At 37.5% G+C, this 23472-nt stretch carries 18 protein-coding genes; 14 read left to right on the top strand and 4 right to left on the bottom strand.

Annotation, left to right across the window (positions count from 1 at the left end; genetic code table 11):
• The first annotated feature begins 155 nt into the window (after positions 1–155).
• The 6 genes from gltB to ACOI1D_RS15165 all read left to right on the top strand — a co-directional run bounded on the left by gltB (position 156) and on the right by ACOI1D_RS15165 (position 10512).
• Positions 156–4718 carry a glutamate synthase large subunit gene (gene gltB / locus ACOI1D_RS15190; protein ID WP_422502277.1) on the top strand — a complete coding sequence of 1521 codons (4563 nt, stop codon included), beginning with the start codon at positions 156–158 and terminating at the stop codon, positions 4716–4718.
• A 336-nt stretch (positions 4719–5054) separates the two neighbouring features.
• A complete protein-coding gene (locus ACOI1D_RS15185) occupies positions 5055–6542 on the top strand; it encodes a glutamate synthase subunit beta (RefSeq protein ID WP_422502275.1) in 1488 nt (495 codons plus the stop codon).
• Between the two features lie 148 nt (positions 6543–6690).
• Positions 6691–7530: a DUF4097 family beta strand repeat-containing protein gene (locus tag ACOI1D_RS15180; RefSeq protein WP_422502273.1), complete on the top strand. Its 840-nt coding sequence runs from the start codon at positions 6691–6693 to the stop codon at positions 7528–7530.
• Positions 7531–7700: 170 nt separating this feature from the next.
• Entirely contained in the window at positions 7701–8768 is a 1068-nt protein-coding gene (rlmN, locus tag ACOI1D_RS15175) for a 23S rRNA (adenine(2503)-C(2))-methyltransferase RlmN (protein ID WP_422502271.1), read from the top strand.
• 141 nt (positions 8769–8909) lie between these two features.
• Positions 8910–9212, top strand: a complete 303-nt coding sequence (locus tag ACOI1D_RS15170) for a hypothetical protein (protein WP_422502270.1) — start codon at positions 8910–8912, stop codon at positions 9210–9212.
• 685 nt (positions 9213–9897) lie between these two features.
• Positions 9898–10512, top strand: coding sequence for a DUF421 domain-containing protein (locus ACOI1D_RS15165; RefSeq protein WP_422502269.1), 615 nt, complete (start codon positions 9898–9900; stop codon positions 10510–10512).
• A gap of 3 nt (positions 10513–10515) precedes the next feature.
• Here ACOI1D_RS15165 and ACOI1D_RS15160 read toward each other — a convergent pair whose 3' ends face one another.
• The 3 genes from ACOI1D_RS15160 to ACOI1D_RS15150 all read right to left on the bottom strand — a co-directional run bounded on the left by ACOI1D_RS15160 (position 10516) and on the right by ACOI1D_RS15150 (position 12757).
• Positions 10516–10878 carry a VOC family protein gene (locus tag ACOI1D_RS15160; protein WP_422502268.1) on the bottom strand — a complete coding sequence of 121 codons (363 nt, stop codon included), beginning with the start codon at positions 10876–10878 and terminating at the stop codon, positions 10516–10518.
• A gap of 389 nt (positions 10879–11267) precedes the next feature.
• Positions 11268–11411: a hypothetical protein gene (locus ACOI1D_RS15155; RefSeq protein WP_422502267.1), complete on the bottom strand. Its 144-nt coding sequence runs from the start codon at positions 11409–11411 to the stop codon at positions 11268–11270.
• A gap of 92 nt (positions 11412–11503) precedes the next feature.
• Positions 11504–12757 (bottom strand): GGDEF domain-containing protein, encoded by a 1254-nt coding sequence (locus ACOI1D_RS15150; protein WP_422502265.1) that lies wholly within the window; start codon positions 12755–12757, stop codon positions 11504–11506.
• Between the two features lie 422 nt (positions 12758–13179).
• Here ACOI1D_RS15150 and ACOI1D_RS15145 point away from each other — a divergent pair, with 422 nt between their 5' ends.
• From ACOI1D_RS15145 to ACOI1D_RS15125, 5 genes are all read left to right on the top strand, one after another.
• Complete coding sequence (locus ACOI1D_RS15145; protein ID WP_422502264.1) at positions 13180–14352, top strand: hypothetical protein; 1173 nt, start codon at positions 13180–13182, stop codon at positions 14350–14352.
• Between the two features lie 9 nt (positions 14353–14361).
• On the top strand, positions 14362–14904 hold the full coding sequence (locus tag ACOI1D_RS15140) for a hypothetical protein (RefSeq protein ID WP_422502262.1): 543 nt from the start codon (positions 14362–14364) through the stop codon (positions 14902–14904).
• Between the two features lie 112 nt (positions 14905–15016).
• Positions 15017–16057 carry a MerR family transcriptional regulator gene (locus tag ACOI1D_RS15135; RefSeq protein WP_422502261.1) on the top strand — a complete coding sequence of 347 codons (1041 nt, stop codon included), beginning with the start codon at positions 15017–15019 and terminating at the stop codon, positions 16055–16057.
• A 239-nt stretch (positions 16058–16296) separates the two neighbouring features.
• On the top strand, positions 16297–17385 hold the full coding sequence (locus ACOI1D_RS15130; RefSeq protein WP_422502259.1) for a DUF1611 domain-containing protein: 1089 nt from the start codon (positions 16297–16299) through the stop codon (positions 17383–17385).
• Positions 17382–18458 carry an alanine/ornithine racemase family PLP-dependent enzyme gene (locus ACOI1D_RS15125; protein ID WP_422502257.1) on the top strand — a complete coding sequence of 359 codons (1077 nt, stop codon included), beginning with the start codon at positions 17382–17384 and terminating at the stop codon, positions 18456–18458. Before ACOI1D_RS15130 ends, ACOI1D_RS15125 begins: the two co-directional genes overlap by 4 nt.
• 149 nt (positions 18459–18607) lie before the next feature.
• Here the strand turns inward: ACOI1D_RS15125 and ACOI1D_RS15120 are convergent, their stop codons facing one another.
• Positions 18608–20029, bottom strand: a complete 1422-nt coding sequence (locus tag ACOI1D_RS15120; protein ID WP_422502255.1) for a Na+/H+ antiporter NhaC family protein — start codon at positions 20027–20029, stop codon at positions 18608–18610.
• A gap of 176 nt (positions 20030–20205) precedes the next feature.
• Between ACOI1D_RS15120 and ACOI1D_RS15115 the strand changes: the two genes are divergently transcribed.
• The 3 genes from ACOI1D_RS15115 to ACOI1D_RS15105 all read left to right on the top strand — a co-directional run bounded on the left by ACOI1D_RS15115 (position 20206) and on the right by ACOI1D_RS15105 (position 23420).
• Positions 20206–21273 (top strand): AI-2E family transporter, encoded by a 1068-nt coding sequence (locus ACOI1D_RS15115; RefSeq protein WP_422502254.1) that lies wholly within the window; start codon positions 20206–20208, stop codon positions 21271–21273.
• Between the two features lie 329 nt (positions 21274–21602).
• Complete coding sequence (locus ACOI1D_RS15110; protein WP_422502253.1) at positions 21603–23087, top strand: UDP-N-acetylmuramoyl-L-alanyl-D-glutamate--2,6-diaminopimelate ligase; 1485 nt, start codon at positions 21603–21605, stop codon at positions 23085–23087.
• Between the two features lie 132 nt (positions 23088–23219).
• Positions 23220–23420 carry a hypothetical protein gene (locus ACOI1D_RS15105; RefSeq protein ID WP_422502251.1) on the top strand — a complete coding sequence of 67 codons (201 nt, stop codon included), beginning with the start codon at positions 23220–23222 and terminating at the stop codon, positions 23418–23420.
• Positions 23421–23472 lie beyond the last annotated feature (52 nt).

The raw sequence follows: 23472 nt of genomic DNA, 5'->3' as shown, positions 1-23472 counted from the left end.
TCCGCTACAAGAAAGTTCGAACTCATACTCCTCTAGAAATCTAAATAATTTTGATATTTTGTTATCAGAATTTTTTGTTAAAGACTATCTTATATGGTATACTAATACATTATTAGTTACTAGAATCTTTAGATAATTGAAAAGGGGTTGTTGTGATGACAAGAAACGGATTCCCTGAATTGCAGGGGTTATATGATCCTGCCAATGAACACGAGGCTTGTGGAATTGGTATGATTGCAAATATAAATGGTGAAAAAACACATAGCATCGTGCAAAATGCGATAAATATTTTATGTAATCTTGAACACAGAGGTGGGCAGTCAGCTGACACCAGTACTGGTGACGGTGCTGGAATATTAACGCAAATTCCCCACCGATTTTTCAAGAAACAATGTGAGAAGGAAGATATTTCACTGCCGGAAGCAGGAGAGTATGGTATAGGAATGGTCTTTCTGCCAGTTGAACATGATACAAGGCTAAGAAGTAAAGAAGTTTTCGAACAAATTATTAAGGAAGAAGGACAGACCTTCCTGGGTTGGCGTCCAGTGCCAATCAACGATTCATTCATCGGAAAAGTAGCCTCAAAAAGCAAGCCTGTTATCCGCCAGTTGTTTGTTGAAAAATCAGAAGACCTTGTAGATCAAATGGCTTTTGAACGCAAACTTTATGTAATTCGAAAGCGTATTGAAAAAGAAATGGCGAAACATGCTGAGTATGATGACATTTATATTAGTAGTCTTTCAACAAGAACAATAGTTTATAAAGGTATGTTAATTCCAGAACAACTAGATTCGTTTTATATTGACTTAAATCACCCGGATTTCCAATCAGCAGTGGCATTAGTCCATTCCAGATTTAGTACGAACACTTTCCCCAGCTGGAAACGATCACATCCAAATAGATATTCTATTCATAATGGAGAATTCAATACATTGCGGGGAAACGTCAATTGGATGCGTGCAAGAGAAAGATTATGCACATCTGAGTACTTTAAGGAAGAGGATCTTCAGAAAATATTACCTGTTATTGATGCTGAGGGTAGTGACTCTTCGATGTTTGATAATTGCTTTGAGTTTCTACACCTTTCAGGGAGATCACTCGCACATACTGCTATGATGATGGTTCCGGAGCCTTGGGCAAACGATACAACAATCAGGGAAGAAAAACGCGACTTTTATGATTACCACAGTTCACTAATGGAACCATGGGATGGACCAGCTGCACTAGTATTTACAGATGGAAGTCAGATTGGTGCATGTCTTGACCGTAACGGACTTAGACCTGCGCGCTACTATGTTACGAAAAGTGGCATGATCGTTATGGGTTCTGAAGTTGGAGCATTGGATATTTTTGCAGATGATATCGCATATAAGGATCGGTTGCAGCCAGGCAAAATGTTACTGATAGATTTAGATAAAGGAGTCATCATTCCTGATGATGAAATTAAACTGCAGGCAGCATCGGAACAGCCGTATAAGGAATGGTTAACGAATAAGATAGACATCAATGACGTTCCAGAGATTACATATGAAAAGAAACAGTTTCATGGAACAGAACTTTTAAAGCAGCAGTTAGCGTTTGGATATACACGTGAAGAATTAAACAAAATTATCAAGCCGCTTGTACTTGAAGGAAAAGATCCAATTGGTTCGATGGGATATGATTCCCCTCTTGCTGTACTTTCAAAAAAGCCACAGTTATTATACAACTACTTTAAACAACTATTTGCTCAGGTGACAAATCCACCTATTGATGCAATTCGTGAAAAGATTATTACTATGACTGAAACTACTATTGGTAGAGAAGGCAACTTAGTAGTGCCAAATTCCGAAAGCTGCAGACACATTCGATTGCAAACGCCTGTTTTGAAAAATAGTCAGCTTGAGAAGCTGCGATTGGAACAGGTTGATGGATTTAAGGTAAGTGAACTTTCGGTACTATTTGATGTGGCTAACCAAGGACTGATGGAACAGGCCTTGGATAAGTTATTTAAAAAAGCAGATGAGGAAATTGATAATGGAGCAACACTACTCATTTTGTCAGATAGAGGAGTTAGTGAAGAAAAAGCAGCAATTCCCGCACTTCTTGCTGTTTCGGGATTACATCATCATTTAATCAGACAGAGAACAAGAACCACTGTAAGTATTTTAGTAGAATCTGCTGAACCCAGAGAAGTGCATCACTTTGCAACATTACTTGGATATGGAGCAGAAGCAATAAACCCCTATCTGGCATTTGACTCAGTTAGCGATTTAGTAGAAAGAAAAGAGTTAGAGACATATCACGAGGATCAAGCAATTGAGCGCTATATTACATCGGTAACTGATGGAATAATAAAGATTCTTTCTAAAATGGGAATATCAACTATTCAGAGCTATCGTGGAGCACAGATATTTGAAGCTATAGGTATTCATAAGGACGTAATCAATAAATATTTCACCAGAACGGCCTCACGTTTAGGTGGAATTGGGATGGAAGTAATAGAAAAAGAAGCTGTTATGCGACACAGAACGGGTTTCGGTGAAAATCGCGGTGGAGTACCAGGGTTGGAATCGGGGGATGAATTTCAGTTTAGGGAAAATGGTGAGGATCATCAATATAATCCAAAGACAATTCATTTGCTCCAGCATGCTTGCAGGATAAACAGCTATGATCTATTTCAAGAGTATACAAATCTATTAACAAACGAAACCAATAATTTACAGTCACTTCGAGGGTTGATAGAGTTCAAAAAGCAGACATCAATTCCGATTGACGAGGTCGAATCTGTTGAATCGATCTGTCAGCGATTTAAAACAGGTGCGATGTCATATGGTTCTATCAGTAAAGAATCACATGAAGCATTGGCTGTTGCGATGAATCGTGTTGGTGGTAGAAGTAACACTGGTGAGGGTGGAGAAGATTCTAGTCGATTTACTAGAGATGATAACGGAGATTCGAGAAGAAGTTCAATCAAGCAGGTTGCCTCGGGAAGATTTGGGGTTACTAGCCACTATCTTGTAAATGCAGACGAAATTCAATTAAAAATTGCTCAGGGTGCTAAGCCAGGTGAAGGCGGGCATCTACCAGGCAAGAAGGTATACCCGTGGATAGCTGAAGTAAGAGGTTCGACACCTGGAGTGGAATTAATCTCCCCTCCACCACATCATGATATTTATTCAATAGAGGATTTAGCGGAGTTAATTCACAATTTAAAAAATGCAAATCCAAAAGCACGGATTAGTGTGAAATTAGTTTCTGCAGTTGGTGTTGGTACGATTGCGGCTGGTGTTGCCAAAGGGCGTGCAGATCTTGTTTTAATAAGTGGATATGATGGTGGAACTGGTGCTGCGCCACGGACTAGCTTAAAGCACACAGGTCTGCCATGGGAGATTGGCCTGGCTGAGACGCATCAGACATTACTTTTAAACGGGTTACGCGACCGCATCGTTGTAGAGACAGATGGGAAAATGATGACAGGTCGAGATGTTGTTATGGCTGCTCTGCTTGGAGCGGAGGAATACGGATTTTCAACTGCACCGCTAGTAGTTTTAGGATGTGTCATGATGCGCGTCTGCCATTTAGATACCTGTCCTGTGGGTATTGCAACGCAAAATCCGGAATTGCGAAAAAAATTCGCCGGAAACCCCGATCATGTTGTGAATTTTATGCAGCTTATTGCGAGACAAACCCGTGAATTAATGGCTGAGTTAGGTTTTAGAACAATTGATGAAATGATTGGTCGCACTGATGTTTTGAAGACAAATGAAGCGATTAATCATTGGAAGACAAAAGGAATTGATTTGACTGCATTACTCTATCAGCCAGATTTACCAGCTAAAGTTGGACGCTATGCAACGGTCAAACAGGATCATGGGATAGAGCAATCACTTGATTATCAGGAGTTAATTCCAAACTGCAGACGCGCGCTTGATAACCAGGAACCAGTTAAATTCACAACAGCTATCCGTAATATTAACCGGGTAACAGGTACTTTGCTTGGTAGTGAAGTAACCCGACGTTACGGAGAAGAAGGATTACCTGAAAATACAATAAAACTAACATTAAAGGGATCTGCTGGGCAAAGTTTTGGTGCGTTTATTCCCCGGGGAATAACGTTGCGCTTAGTAGGAGATTCCAATGACTTTATAGGTAAGGGATTGTCAGGTGGCAAAATCATTGTCCACCCCGATCCTAAAATCACCTTCCAGCCTGAAAAGAACATCATTATCGGAAATGTTGCTTTTTATGGCGCTTCATCAGGTGAAGCCTATATACACGGCATTGCAGGTGAACGTTTTGCTGTCAGAAACAGTGGGGCTAACATAGTAGTCGAAGGTGTTGGCGACCATGGGTGTGAGTATATGACTGGAGGAACAGTCGTGATACTCGGTTCCACGGGAAGAAACTTTGCCGCAGGAATGTCAGGTGGTGTTGCTTATGTGTTTGATCAGGATCAAACATTCCATACAAAAGTAAATGCTGATTTGGTACATGTTCATACAACATTAAGCGCGGAAGATTTAGAAGCTGTTCGTGGAATGGTTGTACAACACGTCCAATACACAAATAGCTCCTACGCAAAACGTACACTTGCCTACTGGGAAACATATGCAAGGGATTTTGTGAAAGTTATCCCGAAATCATACACAAAAGTACAAAGTCGCATAAAAGAATTGAAAGAAACCGGACTAACCAAATTCGACGCAGAAATGAAAGCCTTCCAAGAAAGTAAGTAAGAAAAGCGTATGCTCCCGAAAAGGGGTGAAACGCATAAGCAAAGGACCGAAGAGGACAGGGGTTAGGTCCTCGAAGTGTCAATTGCTTATGACGCCGAACCCCTGGGAGCAGAAGCTAGACAAAAGAAAAGCGTATGCTCCCGTTAAGCGACGTACAGACTGGACTGCTTCGTATTAGATAAAGGAAACACGAGGAGCGGAGCGAATCGATGTTGACTTATCGTAAGAAGAAGTAGGAAGTCTGCTAGACGCTGGGAGCAGAAGCTAGACAAAGAAAAGCGTATGCTCCCGTTAAGGGGTGAAACTCAAAAACGGATATAGTAGAGGAGAGGTTTAATGGGAAAGCTGACAGGATTTATGGAGTTTGAACGTCAAGCTCAACGTGAACGTGATCCGATTAAGCGAATAAAAGATTGGATAGATTATACAAACCCTATGACAGAGAGTGAGATTCAGACACAAGGTGCCAGATGTATGGATTGTGGTGTTCCCACCTGTCACTCTGGCAATGAATTCAATGGTGTTACGTCAGGCTGCCCGGTAAATCACCTAATCCCAGAATGGAATACACTAGTTTATGAGGGTAAGTGGAAGGAAGCACTGGATCTTGAACATGAGAAAAATAATTTTCCGGAATTCACTGGAATTGCTTGTCCAGCACCATGTGAAGGGGCATGTGTCTTAGGGATAAATGAGCCACCTGTCGCTATTCGAACCATAGAGCGTTCTATTATTGAAAATGGGTTTGATGAAGGCTGGGTCGTTCCAGAGATTCCTACAGAACGTACTGGTAAAAAGGTTGCTGTAATAGGATCCGGACCAGCCGGACTTGCTGCTGCTGCACAATTAAATAAAGCAGGGCACACAGTGACAGTATTCGAACGCGATGACCGTGTGGGTGGTTTACTGACCTATGGGATTCCAGAAATGAAACTATCCTATACTATCGTTGCGCGACGTGCAGCTATTTTAGAAGCTGAGGGAATAACGTTTGTTCTGAATACAGAGGTTGGGGTAGATGTTACCGTCAATCAGCTGGAAAATGAATTTGATGCTACTATTCTATGTGGTGGTGCAGCAGTTCAGAGGGATTTGGAAGTAGAAGGTAGTGAGCTGAAAGGCATACATCATGCTATGGATTTTTTACATGCTAATACGAAAAGCCTGCTTGATTCAAATCACAAAGATGGAGCTTATCTTTCAGCAGAAAATAAACATGTGATAGTTATTGGTGGTGGAGATACAGGAACAGACTGTCTAGCAACAGCTGTCAGGCACAACTGTAAAAGCCTTACCCAATTTGATATTTACGATAAGAAAGGAGCCAAAAGGGATGATATGGGAAATCCCTGGCCCCAGTATCCAATCATCCATCGTATTGAATATGGGCATAAAGAAGCTGCCGGTAAATTTGGTGGTGACCCACGTGCATATGCTGTAATGACGAAAAAAATCGTTGGTGATAGTAACGGCAATGTAAAAGAAGTCCATACAAATAATGTGAAGTTGACGGTTGATGAAAACGGCAATCGTAAACGAGTGGATATCCCAGGTACAGAGAAGGTATGGCCAGCCGACCTTGTGTTGATTGCTATAGGTTTTAAAGGCCCAGAACAAAATTTATTGCAACAAATGAAAATCGAAACAACAGAAAAATCAACTGTGAAAGCTGAATACGGAAAATACACAACCAATCGGGAGGGTATTTTTGCAGCTGGGGACATAAGACGCGGTCAAAGCCTGATTGTATGGGCTATTAATGAAGGGCGGGAAGCCGCTAGAGAATGTGATCGATATTTGATGGGGAGTTCGGTATTACCATAGGAAGTCCTAGAAATAACAGATTAGAATCATAGTATCTGTTATTTCTACTTTTGAAGAAAACACTTCAAACTTCAAAGCGAAATGGGTAAGATTAAGAGAAAATGTTAGAATAATAGTAAAATATAGTTAAGATAAGGAGTAACGGACAATGGCTGCTTTTGGATTAAGGAAGAATACAGTTGAAATTAATCAAAAAGAGACAGTAATAGGAGAACAAATAGATACGCTTGTTGTTTCAACTTCTTCTGCGGATGTAGAAGTTGAAACAGGTGCTGGAGAGGATATCATCATCTTGTTAACTGGTGAAATAAGTGAGAAGTTAGCAGAGGATTATGAGTTTAAAGTTTCACAACGGGGTAATTCATTGGATATTAGCTTTAACAAAAAGAAAAAGGATGTAGGTCTGCAATTTAAAGCTAGTTACAGCGATGTAAAATTACAGATTACATTGCCTGAAAAAACGTATAATGATTTACAGATCAGGACATCCTCTGGAGAAATTATACTTAGTAAGTTAGTGTCAAAAACAGTTACGAGTAGTTCTTCATCAGGAAGTCAATTGATATCTGATTTATCAGTAAGTAACAAACTTTTTATTAAATCATCAAGTGGTGATATTGTCGTAAAGGGAAATAATGCTGGGAATGCAAAGCTAGTTGCCAGTAGTGGATCAATTAAGTCAAAGGAATTGGTAAGTAATGAAGCGATAATGGAGACGTCTTCTGGAGATATTGTCTATAACAGTTACGCAATAAATGGTAATCTTGATTTTAAAGCCTCAAGTGGAAATGTGGATATACAATTTGATCAGGTGCCAGAGACACTGAGTCTTGAGTGTAGAGCAAATTCAGGCGACGTCAATGTGCGTATTGACGATTTAGAAATCAAGGAGAAGAACGACCATAACGTTGTTGCAACCCTTGGCTTGGGAAAAAATAATATCAAAGCCAGAACTAGCTCTGGCGATATTACTATTTATACCTTATAGTCAGCGTTAAAGAGACAAATTTCCACTTTAGTCAAATTTATTATTGTCCCTAAAAATCAGGTGAGACGTATCTTCAACCACTTTTTCCATCACAAACCATTTGCTTCATACACAGATTTTCAGTAATATAGGTAAGTAAAGGAATTCGTGCGTTGAAAAGAGGGTACAAAATGAAAAAATCATCCATTTATGGACTAACATATGATCAATTAACGGAATGGTTAGAGGAACATGGACAAAAGAAGTTCAGAGCCCAACAGGTTTGGAACTGGTTATATAAGAAGCGTGTAACTGAGTTTTCTCAAATGAACAACGTCAACAAGGATTGTATAGCATTACTTGATGAACACTTTGTTTTGTATACATTAGAGGAGACTGTCAAACAGGAGTCAAAGGATGGCACAATTAAGTTCCTGTTTAAACTGGAAGACGGAAATTTAATCGAGACTGTTTTGATGCGCTTTAACTATGGTTTATCAGTTTGTGTCACGACACAGGTCGGCTGTAACATCGGTTGTACGTTCTGTGCCAGTGGACTATTGAAGAAAAGCCGCGATCTTTCTGCCGGTGAAATTGTTGAGCAAATTATGAATGTACAAAAGCATCTTGATGAACAAGGTAAGGAAGAACGAGTAAGTCATATCGTTGTAATGGGAATTGGAGAACCGTTTGATAACTTTACGAATATGATTGATTTTGTACGTGTAGTTAATGACGACAAAGGGCTTTGCATTGGTGCTAGACACATTACAATCTCAACAAGTGGACTTGCGCATAAGATATATGAGTTCGCCGATACAGGAATTCAAGTTAACCTGGCAATTTCTCTACATGCACCAAACGATGAACTGAGAACACGAATTATGAAGATTAACAAAGCATTCCCAATAGCAAAACTCATGAAGGCAATTGATTATTATTTGGAAACAACAAACAGACGCATCACCTATGAGTATATTATGTTGAAGGATGTCAATGATCACAAGGAAGAAGCGGTGCAGCTTGCAAAATTACTTCAAGATAAACGTCACTTAACTTATGTGAACCTAATTCCTTATAATTCAGTTGATGAACATAACCAATACGAAAGAAGTGACTCTGAAAGCATTCAAGCATTTTTTGAAACACTTAAAAAATATGGTATTAACTGTGGAGTACGCTGGGAAAATGGTGCAGACATTGACGCGGCTTGTGGGCAACTAAGAAGTAAGCAAATAAAGAAAGAAAAAGTAATATAAAGATTGAAAAACACGTCTGAGGCCAGGCGTGTTTTTTTGGTGTATTTTATTTTTATAATTTAATTATGATAATTTGAGCAAACTTGTGAATGATACGTACTAGTGTTTAATTGCACAATAAATAAATGGAGGTTTTTAAGAATGGCAAAACAAAATGCACAAATTCAACAGGCTGCACAACAGGCTCAGCAGGCGCAACAAGCAGTACAACAGGCACAAGCTAGTGCAGATCCGCAACAGATGCAACAGGCGCAGCAACAACTGCAGCAAGCAGAACAAGCACTTCAAAATAGTCAAAATCAAGCTGGCGGTACCGCTCAACAAGACCCGCAGTTTCAACAAGCACAACAACAACTACAACAGGCTCGTCAGCAAGCAGATCAAGCACAGCAAGCTCAAGCAACTCAAGCAACACAACAATCCCAACAAAACAAAACTCAATAATTTGTTTGTAGAGAGGGAGCCAGTAACACTGGCTCCCTCTAATAATGGAAAGACATTTGCAATTGATACAAACTGCTACATAGTAAAACTTTCTAGACGTCGTTCCGGCAGAATACTTCGCTTTTACCACTCCGGGTACAAGTGTGACATCTGCTCAAGCTTACGCTTTCACAGTGTCTGCTATGTCGCCTGGCACGGCCTCAGACTCCTCAGAAGCAAAGAACACCTTTTCCAGGATCTTCGGACGCGTGCTACTGTTCTAAACAGGAGTCTACGTATTCTAACTTCACTAGGAATTCTATGATTTCATGGGTCTTTTTCTCCCTTGAAAAGAAAGCTATCTAAGCTGCGGAAAAATGCGAGACTCCAGTGGGAAAGGAACAGTCTGAAGACCCCACAGTGAGCGGTTTCTGCTCCGAGGAGGCTGAAGCGTTCCCCACGGAAAGCGAGTGTTTTTCCGCAGCGCTTGATCAGCACCATTCTAAATAAATAGTGAGTATGAGATAAATACAGCAGTTATGTCGCAATCTATAGATTTTGTGTCAAAAAACAATCTGAAAAACAGGTTAATAGAAAAAAGAGCTGTTTACTCAATAATTCATTTAATTTTTTGCAATCTAATAAGAATAGTGTTGCTTCTAAAGAGCCAAACTAAATTATAATTTGATAGGAGGAGGGTAAAAAGATGGATCTTGACTGGATATGGAAGTCTGTTCTCATTGTCGTTGGTGGTACTCTTTTACTGCGATTTGCAGGAAGAAAGTCCATATCTCAAATGACGCTAACACAAACAGTGATTATGATTGGTATGGGTTCTTTGCTTATCCAGCCACTTGCAGGCAAAAATGTCTGGATAACACTTGGGGTTGGAGGTATACTCGTTTTGACCTTAACGGTAATGGAGTTAGCTCAAATAAAAGTTGATTTTATTGAGACACTTATTACAGGGAAATCAAAGGTTTTAATTGAAAATGGAATAATAAATGAAAAAAATTTAAAAAAAGTAAGATTAACAGTGGATCAATTAGAAATGAATTTGCGCCAGAAAAATGTAACTAAAATATCGGAAGTTAAATGGGCGACATTAGAACCTAATGGTCAGGTGGGGTTTGTACTAAAAGAAGAGGCCCAATCAGTAACAAAAAAGGAATTTCAGCAATTAGCTGAAGATGTTCAAAAAATTTTAACTAAGTTAGGTGAGGTCAAAGAGATGAAAAAAGCACCTACTCATCAACAGGATATTTTTTCTGAAATTGAAAAAGGTGACCATGAATACACACCGCCAAAGCGGCTACAATAGTCATTATACCTTCTCAATTCCACTGGTCAAAGCATGTGTATTATCCTCAGAATCCTTAAAAAAGACCATCCATGTTTCTGTGTTTCCTATTTTACTTACACTATGTGGCTCGTCTATAAAAGGAATACCTCTCTCGGTAAGATCATCGTAAGAATCACGTATATCATCAACTTGAAAATAGATGACTGAGCTGGGATGCGCAAATTCCTCCCTCTCAGGCAACGTTAACATAATTCTTGTCCCGTCACAGTCAAAAAAAGCCATGTTGCTTGTGTTAAATAACAAAGAAAGGCCAAGTAAATCTTTATAAAAATGAATCGCCCTATTAATTTCTTTTACGGGAATACCAATTTGACCGATTTTCATTACATATCTATCTCCCTTTAATCATCTAATTATCTACTCTAATTATTCTTCACAAGTCTATTTAAATCCTGCTTTTTATCATTATTTCATAAGGAAGTAAATTTAAATCAGTCCGGAGGTTGAGATAAAATCAGGCTACTAGCTGTTATGGAAAATTGAATTTATACCTATACTTAGAGTATCAAAGAAATAGGGAGGAATTCAGATGATGAACATATATGAAATGCAAACCATAATAGCTAGTCGTCGCACAAAGTAAAGCTTAATTGATTTGTTAAATGTTTTTCAAATACAATACAAGATAGGAATTGATTGACACTAAAATTAAAAGCCGTAACACATCTTTCTTTTTAGAAAAGATACGTCACGACGATGTATTTACTGCTCAATTAACGGGTTTCACCACTTGCTAAATCAGATAGGTTCCCAACTGATTCTGTTTGTTCATTTCTTAACCTTTTAATGTCCGTTCTGATCCATATAGAGATGGCCAGTGCTATTATAAATAAGACCCCGAAGATATATAGGGTCATATTATAACTGTTCGTAGTATTGAAATTGATACTACCATGAAGATTTATCAAGACAATTTTAATAGTTATTCCCATCCAGTCGCACCAATATGTTAGTATCTACCTGATAAAGGCACGTCAATCATTCCGTTTTTAACAGTAACCCGGTTTCTACCTACCTTTTTTGCGTGGAGTAATAGATTATCTGCGTTCACATATGCTTTTTCCAAAGTCAATTTATCATTGACTTTGTAGTAATATAGACCAAATGAAGCTGTGTATCGAATTAAGACATGCTTATTCTTAAAATTTGCATCTACTATACTATGCTCCACCTCTGTTTGTAATTGTTCAGCAAGTTTAACCGTTTCTTCAAAGTTCCTGCATCGCAACAATAATGTAAATTCCTCACCACCACTTCGGAATACATAATCTTTTTCTTCTATGTTATCTTTTAATAGTTTTGCGAAGTGTTTTATAACAAGGTCTCCTACTGCATGGTTATAAGAGTCATTGATTGCCTTGAAGTAATCAATATCGGCTACGACTACTCCTAAATACTCTCCTGTTTCCTGCATTGTATTCATAACTTTGTCCATATGAGCACGATTTGGAATACCGGTTAGGAAATCTGTGTAAGCCATTTGTTCAAACTTATCCCGCTCTGCTCGATCCTGTAAGCTTTGCGATTTCACGAGAAATGACCGGCTTACAAGATAGTTAAGAATAAAAAATGCTATAATAACTTCCCATTTTCCGTCTAATAGAAAGACTAACAATAGCCCGTTTGTCAGAGTTACCTTGCCGGTATCAAGCCAGCTTCTTCCTTTATAAAATTCAATCATGTCCTGTTTGCTTTTAATCTCACCTATAAAATAAAAAATAGTGATTAGGAATGTATCAGTTAGTAGGGCGGACCCTAAAACTAGAGCAAATAATAGAACCCAGTACAAAAATGGTTTGTTTTCTATCAGTGGAAAGTAATTCATGTATAGATAAAATACTAATGAGTTTGCGGTGACAAAGGATCCTATATTATAGAATAAGTGCATGAATTCATCCGGATCAGCAGTATTTGTCTTTTTTTTGTAAAGATAGGTGGTGGTCCTGTAAATGGTTTCATAGATTAACAGACCTAAGGGGCCGGCGAAAAGAACAAAAGACATACTATATGACGTACCATGATCGATGTTAACTTTTCCTTTTTTACTGATAACTCGAAGGTTAAAATAAAGAAGTGAGAAAATGAGGTATAACGATACTGCAATTAAAAATGTTTTCGTATCTACTAATATTTTTCCAAAAGGAATCGAAATCGCCAGTGATGCTATAAAGATGATTGATATTATTCCCTTAACGGTCCACATGTGCAATCCCTCCCTTTCTATTATTTTATACTAATAATTGAAAAACTTCTACATCTTTCTACCTATTTCTTTAGGGCTATTTTATTAGTTAGGTTTTATTTATAGCATCTTAACATCCAAGGTATGCCTTCTATCCTCATCTATCAATTTATAGTTTATATCGACATAAATACCTATTTTATGAACTAATTATCACCAGCTGGCATTTGTATACAATACTGTAATCATGTATACATCCAAGTACACATATGTGTGCAAAAAAGTAAACATGTTTACAAACAGGTACGCACGGTGTTTTAACAGCGAATACAAAACGTATACATGTTTGCAATAAAGAATACGATAAAAGTCTGATTGCCTATTTCGATAGAATAAACTATCATTATAAATGTATCAATTTTGAAAGGGGAAATAGAATACTAATGACTAACTCAAGAATCGCAGCTGTGGATGTAGGAAATGATGCTTTAAAAGCTAATTTTGGAAAACTGGAAAATGAACTATATATACCGAATGTAATTGCAAGGGATATAGAAGATCGTCCTGTAATTGGAATTGAAGAACTCGATGAAAAGGATCCATTGGACAACATACATATTCGAGTCCACTCCCCTGCTCTAGAAGAGAACAATGCAGTATACCGCGTTGGTAATCTAGCGACTAAAACTAATAATTCAACGGAGCTTGATCCAGGTAGTAGTAAATCGGAAGAAGATCAGACAATTGTTATGTTAATTGCATCACTGGCGTTAGATGCGGTAAGTAATAGTGAATTCAAAACAGACAAAAGTAATGTCATTAATGCTAACTATACACTTGGAACTGGTCTCCCACTTCGTGAAGTGAAAGAAGGAAAAGACGTTGGTTACCGTTCGCAATTACTTGGTTCGGTTCACCAGGTAGAGTTTTTAATTACACCTAAATACCAAGGGAAAAAGGTAAACATTAAGTTTGATGAAGTAAAAGTGTATCCTGAAGGTTTTGCGGCATATGTGAATCTTATTATGGATAATGATAGAAATGTTATTAATAAGGATTTAATAGATAAACAAATTTTAATCCAGGATATTGGCGGACTATCAACTGATATCGCAGTTATCCGTAATCGGAATGTTGACGATGATAAGGCACAAGGCTTTAACTTAGGAGTTGCTGAATCATTAGAAGAAATTCGTGAAGAAATCCGGACTAAACACGGGGTTGAATTAGATAGTCGTCGGGATGTGGTTGATATAATCACCCGTAAAAACGATCGTCACCATATTATGGTTAAAGGCAGCAGAACAAATGTACATGATATAACAGACCGCATTTTATTGGAGCTTGCTAAGAAAGAATATCGCTATTTAAGGAATGTTTGGGCCAAGAATTCCCAATCTGAAATTTGCTACTTTGTTGGTGGTGGATCAGCAGTACTAAAAGATTATATTAAAGCATTAAACAATAAGCTGGATGGTTACAACATCGAATTTTTTGAAGATGAGAATGAAAGCATTTGGATGATGGCAAACGCTTATTACAAATTAATTTCTGATTTTATGGCTAAAAATACAAATGACAAGAAAGAAGAAAAAGTTACAGAAAAAACAAAGTAGGGTGATGGTATGTCAGATACTAAAAAAAGTATAGAACGTGGACAGTCGATTACGTTTCGTATACCTTCAGATACACCAGACCATGTATTAAAGCTGTTACAAAAGCTAAAGGAAACTGAGCGTCGAAATTTTTCTGGTAAAATTGCCCAATATGTTTTAAATGGGGTTAATGAGACGGATACCAGAGAACGTGAAACCGTCACGATTCCACTTCCTAAGCAATTAACGAAGGAACAAAAAAGCTGGATGAAACATGAGCATTCAGAAGCTTTACTTGGTTCAGTCCTCTACCAGTTATTGAGTGATCCAATGCGTGCCACATCTCTATTGGCTTCTTTAAATAGTAGTACTAGTAACATGAATAAAGCGATTGACGAGCTAGCTGCTGTTGAGGAAGAATCACCCGCAAAAGGCGAAGCCAGTCTTAACGATCTTGGTGATATTAACATTGATGATATGCAAATAGATTTACAACAGCAGTCTAATAAGGAAGATGAAAATGAGCTTGATGATGATCCATTAGGTGATTTTTTCTCCAGTATGAACAAATAATAGTGAAAGTGCAGCCGTGTAAAGGCTGCACTTTTTGCATATTGAAATTAAAACCTCATCTTTACATTAACGTTACGTAAACGTATATAGTGATTTTAAAGGAGCTGAAATCATGCAGATAAAAGAAGTTGCTAAGCGGTTAAATACAACACCGAGATCAATCCGGTTTTATGAAGAGAAAGGGTTAGTTACCCCAAAAAAAGATAGTGAAAATGACTACCGAACATTCACAGAGAAAGATATAGTGAGATTGAGTACTATTTTAGCGATGCGAGAAATTGGAATACCTGTAAAAGAAATAGGTGTTATTTTGAAAAACAATGATATGAGTATAAGGGATTATTTGAATATTCAACGCTCAGCATTATTCGAAAAGTGGATAGAGATGAAGGATATGATCGGGACTATTGATCAAATGATAGACAGTACTAAGGATGACACCTATTCAATAGAAGAGATATTTGGCCTATCACAGCATTTAAAAGAAATGAAAAACGCTAGATTAAACTGGAAAGATAAGTGGAATTTCGATAACCAGGCACATAGTTATGATCAGAACATTAAAATGTGTGGGTATCGCTTTAATGTACATCAGGACTATGATGAGGCCCTGACTAAAGTAGTTGAAACAATTAGAGTAAAGTCTGAGCATGTTTGCTTGGATATTGGGGTTGGAACTGGAAATCTTGGATCCAAATTTTTAAGTAATGATACGAAGGTTATCGGCGTCGATCAGTCTGAAAAAATGTTACAAATGTGTAAAAGTAAGTTTCCTGACATTGAAACACGTAAAGGGCATTTTCTAGCATTGCCTTTGATGGATAATCATGTGGATAGTGTTGTAACAAGCTATGCCTTGCACCATTTGACTGATAAGGAAAAAATATTAGCACTCATGGAAATGGACCGTGTATTAAAAAGGCAAGGACAAATTTGTATTGTGGACTTAATGTTTCTTAATGAACAACATCGAGCTGAGGTGATTGAAAACTTTCGTGAATCAGGTAATAGTGAAGCGATTGGAGCAATTGAAGATGAGTTTTATGCAGATAGGTCCATATTGATTGAGTGGCTTGTTGCAAATAATTATCAAGTTAGTACCCACCAATTCAACGAGATTTTAAGCATGATTTATGCTAGTAAGATAAAATAATGATCATATAGTATGGAATAAAAGGTTATAAAAAAACATAATTGTTTGAACTGTGCTATACTAATAAGTATAGTAATGAAAAATTGAATACCTCGGAAAAACACCTTGCATAATAAATTTCGGCACTACGCCAGTAAGTTATTTTATATTATACGAAGGTGTTTTTTGTTTGGATTTAAATGGTAATTTTTACCAAAGCTATAGAATGGCAGTAAAACTACTAATAGGAGTGGAAGTTTATGAAAGAAACAGCAATTGTTTATTGCGAAAGTAAATTCGGTACAATGGACGGAAAGACCGCTAACGGACTGGTTAGAAGTTCTGGAAAATATAAAATAGTTGGAGTGATCGATAGTACAAAGGCTGGTTTGGATGCAGGTGAATACCTTGAAGAGAAACCAAACGATATCCCGGTGTTTAGAAGTCTTGAACACGCTCTGGAAAATTTGACTGAAACACCGAATCAGTTTATTTACGGAATCGCCCCTTCTGAAGGGTTCTTGCAAAATAATGAAAGGGATATTGTGTTAACAGCAATGGAAAAAGGAATGAACATTGTTAACACACTTCACGAATTTCTCACTGATGATAAAGAATTTATGAATCATTCAGTAAAGTATGGGGTTACAATCAATGACGTTAGAAAACCACCTCAAAAGAAAGATATGCACCTGTTCTCAGGCAGAATCTTAGATATTAAAACACCAATCGTTGCTGTGCTCGGTACGGACAGTGCAGTCGGCAAAAGAACTACAGCCGTGATCCTTGAGGAAGCATTAAAAGAAAAAGGATTGAATGTGGCTTTTGTGGCGACAGGACAGACAGGATTGATTCAGGGTGCAAAATACGGCGTAGCGATAGATGCTATTCCTTCACAGTTTATGACTGGTGAAATTGAGAATCAGGTTATGAGAGCATATGAAAATGAAAATCCCGATATTATTATTGTTGAGGGACAAGGCGCATTAAGCCATCCTGCCTATATCAGTTCATGTTCCATTATTAGAGGATCAAGACCAAATTCTATCATAGTTCAACATCCACCAAAAAGGGAAAACCTTGGAGACTTCAGTTATATGAAAATGCCTACATTAAAAAGTGAAATTGATCTAATTGAAACTTTTTCAAAATCGAAAGTTGTAGCGGTAACAATTAACCATGAAGGTATGTCTGATAAAGAGGTACTGGATACCGTTTCTGAATATGAAAAGGACCTTAACGTTCCGACAACTGATGTCTTAAAATATGGCTGTGATAAACTGATCAATCAGTTCTTCGAGGTCTATCCTGAGTTGAAGAGTAAAACTAAAAAAGTATTAGTCAATTGATAGAAACGGCGGTACTTGCCACGTCAAGGGTGGAGATAAATCTCGCAAAGATCGCCCATAATGCAGATCAACTGGTCCGATTGTATGGTTCAAAAGGAATTGGAATTATGGGAGTCACGAAAACTGTATGTGGCGATGCAAAGATCGCTAAAACCTTTGTTGACAGTGGGATTAATATGCTTGCAGATTCAAAAATAGAGAACATCAAGAAAATGCGTGATGCAGGTATAGCATCACAGTTTGTTTTGTTGAAATCACCCGCACTTAGTGAGGCTGAAGCCGTTATTCAATATGTGGACATCAGTCTGAATACGGAGCTTTTCGTGATAAAAAAGCTTGCTGAAATAGCGGTTGGAAAGGATAAGATACATCAAATTATCCTGATGATAGAAATGGGTGATTTGAGAGAGGGCATTCTACCAGAACAATTAATAGTGTTTATTGAAGAGGTTTTAAAACTTTCAGGAGTAATTATTGTAGGTATTGGTGCTAATTTTGCCTGCTTTGGGGGCGTCAAACCAAATGAAAAGAACATGCATTATTTATCAGAACTTTCCAGAATGGTTGATGTAAAGTTTTCCTTGCCACTCCTGTATGTTTCCGGAGGCAATTCAGCTAACTATAATTGGTTTATGGATTCTCCAAATGTCGGGAGTATAAATAATTTAAGGTTGGGTGAATCAATCTATTTAGGACGTGAAACACTTGACCGAAAAGTTATTCCTGGATTATTTACAGACGCATTTATCTTTGTATCCGAAGTGATTGAATCAAAAATAAAGCCATCTTTACCTTATGGGGAAATTGGACAGGATGCATTTGGCAACCTTCCAAAGTTTCAAGACCTGGGTCTAATGAGACGAGCAATCGCATCCTTTGGACACCAGGATGTTTTAGTTGAAGGTTTAACACCTGAACTAGATGTTGCAATTCTTGGATCCAGTAGTGATCATACAATAATTAATGCCAGGAGAGTAGACCTAAAGGTAGGGGATGAGGTTAGGTTTTCTCTGAACTATGGCGCGCTTCTTTCTGTAATGACTTCTGTATATGTAACGAAGAAATATATATAAAAATTATTAAAGAACCTGTTAAAAGCTACCTAACTGAATGTCCGAAATTTTTTTCCGCGAACGGGACCAAGAGTTGATTAGAGAAAATAAATTATTATGTAAAAACCGATCAGAAAACTCATCTGAACGGTTTTGTTTTCTCTGCCTGATTATGTGAAAAAGAAACCAGCTGCAAGATAAAGAACAATTGATATGGCAGCGCCAATCGAAGAAATTTTCAACTTATTTCGTGCATATTCTACAAGATCCATTTCTAAGATTGAAGCAGTTGTAATTGTCGTATCTCCAAGTGGTGAAGTTAATGCGCCGAATGAACCACTGGCAAAAACAGCTCCTACGGTCATCGGGAGAGACGCCCCGGTTAAAGTGGCGAGAGTAATTCCGAGAGGCATGAACAAGCCCCAAGTTCCCCAGGATGAACCGATAAAGTAGGCCACGATCGCCCCAAGGAAAAAGATGATGGCAGGTATTGTGAAGCTGGGTAAAAATGTACCTAAAGTAGATCCAATAAAGCTTGAGAAACCTAAATCCTCAGCAACGAGTGAAAGTGCCCAAACCAGAATCAGAAGAATTATTGCCTGCATCAACTGATTACCGCCATCAAAAAAATGGTAGATGGTCTCATCCAATGATTGCTTACGAAACATATAAAAAATAAACGTTACGACAAGTGTTATGAAAATTGCTAGTAACATCACAAATGTTGCATCTGCGGTAGAAAAGGCTTGAAAAACAGTTTCAGCACCTTTTGCAACCCCATCCAGCCATAAAAGATACAAAGACAACCCCAGCAATAGGAAAAGTGGTACGATAAGGTTCCATGGCTGTGCTTTAACCATCGAAAGTTCCTTCTTTCGACCTAGGGTGTGAAAATCGTGTTTCACTTCATTTGTTTTCTTCTGTTGCTCTGATCCATCTTCTTTTTTGTTTGATGACCAAAAGGTACGAATAAGGCCAATTACAAGCATTGTGATAGCAAAAAAATTAAATGGAATACTAAGTAGAAAAATCTCATAAGAGGATTCTGAAAGGTTTTGCTTTTGGATTCCGTTTTCAACCAAAGAAATCATAAAACCAACGAACGCAGTTGCTACAGGTAAAAGAACAATAACAGATACCGTAGAAACATCCATCGTAAATCCTACTTTTTGTTTAGATAACTTCATCTTTTCCATAATAGATTTGACGACCGGCCCAATCATCATAATTCGAAACATAGGCATCATAAATGTAAAAGGAAGTGTTAACCAAATTAGAATGAGTAGTCCGCGTTGAGACTGTATTTTTTCACCAATCCAGTCTGCGAACCCTTTTATGCCACCTGAAATCGTCATCATCCCAACTAATCCTCCGAATAAATACAGAAAACCAATGATTTTAATGTTGGTTTCATCCGATAAAGTCGTGATAATGTATGTAATAGTTTGTTGTGCACCGTCTAAAAGACTTCCCTCAACAAGTAACGTACCAACCAATAATCCCAGGACAAGTCCAGGCAATATCTTTTTTAACCAAATGGACATCCCAATTACAACTAGAAAAGGTACTAATGACAACCATGTCTGTTCCATGAAATCCACTCCTTTCAGTGATACCATGTCCCATTTAGGCTGTTTTCATTCTATTATTGTCTTTCCTGCAGATACCTTTTGCATGTGAAATATTGTAGAACTTTAAGACGACTGTTTAGTAATGTTGCAAAAAAGGTAAAGGCTACTAATAAACTCAGTAAAGTAGGTGTGCAAGAATGTGGGTTCGACATCCCTTTTTTAAATATGCGTTAGGTACACTGGTAATATTGCTATGTATATATTTCCTTGGTAAAATTGACTTTTTCCTGAATCCATTCCAAAAACTAGTTACAGTTTTGTTTTTTCCAATTGTTTTTTCGGGATTGTTCTATTACATCCTTCGACCTGTGGTTACGTTGTTTTCTAAGCCAAAGTTTATGAACCGTTCCATTTCAATACTTGCAGTCTATGTACTGTTTGCTGGATTGATTATTATACTCGTACAACTTTTCGGCGGGAAAGTGGTTGACCAGGCACAGCAATTAACCAATCAACTTCCCTCAAAGGTTGAAAAGACACTTGAGGAAACAAAAGAGCTGATTAAGGCAAATAACTTCGGGGTTTTATCAGTGGAGGAAATTAAACAAAAGACCATTTCTTTTCTAAGTAATATTGCGCAAAAAGTCAGTGATAATATTACCGCAATAATTGGTGCAATAACGAGTATTGCAACAGTGCTGATATTAGTTCCATTCATACTGTTTTACTTTCTAAAGGACGGCCATAGGCTACTTCCTTATCTGCTTAATTTTATCCCTGAAAAGCATACAAGTGAGGGAAAAAGAATTTTAACAGATATCGACCGTACATTATCTTCCTATATTGTTGGTCAATTAACAGTGGGATTGGTTGATGGAATATTGATGTATATCGGATACATGATTATTGACTTAAATTATGCGATTATCCTGGCTTTATTTGTTATTGTAACTGCGGTTATACCATTACTCGGACCTGCTTTAGGGGTTTTACCAGCTATTTTAATTGCGTTAATTCAGGATCCGATAATGGTGTTATATATTTTAATTATAATGCTGATTGTTCAGCAGCTAGAGGGAAATCTCATCTCTCCAGCAATATTTGGTAAAAGTTTACATTTACATCCATTGACAATTATACTTTTGCTTGTAGTTGCAGGAGCTTTGTATGGTTTCGTTGGTATCCTAATCGTTATCCCACTATATGCAGTATCGAAGGTAACTATCAAAAACTTTTATAAATTTTACAAGTTGCGTAATTCCTAACGGTATAGGGGAATCTGTCCAGAATCGTTGCTGGGTTGAGTATATGCATAACCGATATAAATTTTAATAGTAATTATTTTCTAGTGGCTAGCATATTCATAGAAGCCTAATTTGTTGTATAATGATAACAATAAGGAATAGTCCTACTACAAGGACATTGTTTTCATTATACAAGTAAGGCTTTCGTCTAAAGCCTGGCATAAGCCAAGTTTTCTAATGGACGAGGCGGTCTTCACCAATCTAATTTCTATATTGTGGAAAACGAATAGTAATACATAAATAAACAAATGATATAAAAAAAGGAAATGCTTTGTTAGGAGCTGAAAAAGATGTTATTAACTGCTGTCATTGAGGGTCTGAAGTACGATAAGATAAAAGGAGACTTAAATAAAGAAATTAGCCGAATCTCTTTTGATTCAAGAGAAGTTACTGATAATAGTATTTTTGTTGCAATTTCAGGCTTTGAAGTTGATGGGCATCAGTTTGTCAATACTGCAATAGATCAAGGTGCATCGACTATAATTGTGGAATATGATATGCATATAGAACAGGATGTAACAGTTTTAAAAGTTGATAATTCACGAGATGCTTTAGCACTTGTTTCAGCAAATTTTTACAATAATCCCTCTGAAAGATTAAATCTCATCGGAATCACTGGAACGAATGGAAAAACATCTACAACCTATTTTATTAAATCAATCTTTGAGCAGGCAAACAAAACAATGGGGTTAATTGGAACAACAGGAACTATGATTGGTAATGAACTGATTCAGAACAAAAATACCACTCCAGAATCGGTTGACCTGCAAAATTTTTTCTCAAGAATGACCGATTTACAAACAGATAATTGTATTATGGAAGTCTCATCACATGCCTTAAACTTGAAGCGAGTTGCTTACAGTCAGTTTAATACATCAATTTTCACGAATCTTAGCCCAGATCATCTGGAGTTACACAAAGATATGGATGAATATTTTAATGCGAAGGCAGAGCTGTTTGACTTAACAAATGATTTTAATATTGTTAACTTGGACGATGATTACGGAAGAAAGCTTATCGAACGCGTCAAAGGATATAAACCTGTTTTACTTACATATGGCATCGAACAAAAGGCTGACATTTATCCAACTAATATTCGTTATTCGTTTGATGGAACCATCTATACTGTGAACACGCCATCTGGAAGTGCAGAAATCACAGTGAATTTACCTGGTGAAATTTATGTATATAACAGCTTGGCAGCAATTGCATGTGGATATTGTAATGGCATCTCTCTCTCTGTTATTCAACAGGGTATCAATAACGTTAAATCCATTAGAGGTAGGATGGAAACGATTTATAAGGACGAAGATTATAAAATCATCGTAGACTTTTCTCATACTGAAGCTGCATTAGAAAAAGCCCTAGAGTCTATTCGTCCATACGTTAAGGGGAAATTGATTTTAGTTTTTGGTGTGTATGCAGATGCGAGTGATAAGGGTAAAGAAAAACGTATCGGTATGAGCCGTATTGCGTCTGATTTTGCCGACTTTTCAGTGGTTACTTCAGACAATCCCAAAAAACATGACCCTGTGATGATTATTGATGAAATCTCTAAAGCAATGGATACTTTTAGTGGTAACTACAAAGCAATTTTGAAAAGAGAAGCTGCTATCGAGTATGCAATTGAAATGAGTGACAAGGATGATACAATCCTAATCGCAGGTAAAGGTCATGAAACAACTCAAATTATTGGCGATCAAGAAATTCCATTTAATGAGAGTGAGATAGCACTGGCAGCACTGAGTAAAAAGGATCAGTTTGTCAAACTGTAGTTGCCTCAAATTGCAACTTTTCAATTCCGTTTAGCAGTTAATAGTTAATGATACTAAATGAGCGATGTTCATCATAAACATGAAGTGTGAGTTGTGGTAGGCTATAAAATCCTGATTAGGGAGGAACGACGAATGAACCATCAAAAGAATAATGGGTTTGATGAGTTTTTATCGGATTCTTTTAAGGATGGAGCTTGTGTGAGGGAATTACGGTTGTCGAGTACGGAACTAAAATATATCCAACTTAAATTTCCGAAATCAAAAGTGATGAAGTTATCTGGAACAAGCAATCGTACCCCTAAAAAAATATGGTATGAAGTTAGAATCAAGTAACACAAAAGACAGGACTTCCTTTAAAGGGAAGGCCTGTCTTCAGGCTGTCGAG

It is taken from the genome of Virgibacillus sp. DJP39 (genome assembly GCF_049310925.1).
In the GTDB taxonomy this organism is placed as follows: Bacteria; Bacillota; Bacilli; order Bacillales; family Amphibacillaceae; genus Virgibacillus_F.
This window is presented reverse-complemented; position numbering and strand designations above follow the sequence as displayed.